The 503-nt window shown below is 61.8% G+C and carries 1 protein-coding gene; it reads left to right on the top strand.

The window, feature by feature from the left end; genetic code table 11:
* Window positions 1-503: GTP-binding protein (locus ACMA5I_RS15940; RefSeq protein ID WP_525887267.1), on the top strand; the 503-nt coding region annotated here is incomplete at both ends.

Genomic DNA, 503 nt, shown 5'->3' with positions numbered 1-503 from the left:
CTGACGGCGGCGATCACGAAGTATTTCGGTGACTTCCGTGCCTATGACCAGATCGACGGCGCGCCGGAAGAGAAAGCCCGCGGGATCACCATCTCGACGGCCCACGTGGAGTATGAGACCGATGCGCGTCACTACGCACACGTCGACTGCCCCGGCCACGCCGACTATGTGAAGAACATGATCACCGGTGCAGCCCAGATGGATGGCGGCATTCTGGTTGTGAACGCGGCTGACGGCCCGATGCCGCAGACCCGCGAGCACATCCTGCTGGCCCGCCAGGTGGGCGTGCCCGGCCTCGTCGTGTTCCTGAACAAAGTCGATCAGGTGGATGATGAAGAGCTGCTCGAGCTCGTCGAAATGGAAGTCCGCGAGCTTCTGAACGAATATGAGTTCCCGGGCGACGATATTCCGATCATCGCAGGCTCGGCTCTGGCCGCTATGGAAGGCCGCGACCCCGAGATCGGCGAGAACAAGATCCGCGAACTGATGGCGGCTGTGGATGA

This window comes from Jujubicoccus corallicola (genome assembly GCF_047345645.1).
In the GTDB taxonomy this organism is placed as follows: domain Bacteria; phylum Pseudomonadota; class Alphaproteobacteria; order Rhodobacterales; family Rhodobacteraceae; genus JBLEFH01.
Note: the sequence above shows the minus strand (reverse complement) of the source record. Positions and strands in the feature narration are given on the sequence as shown.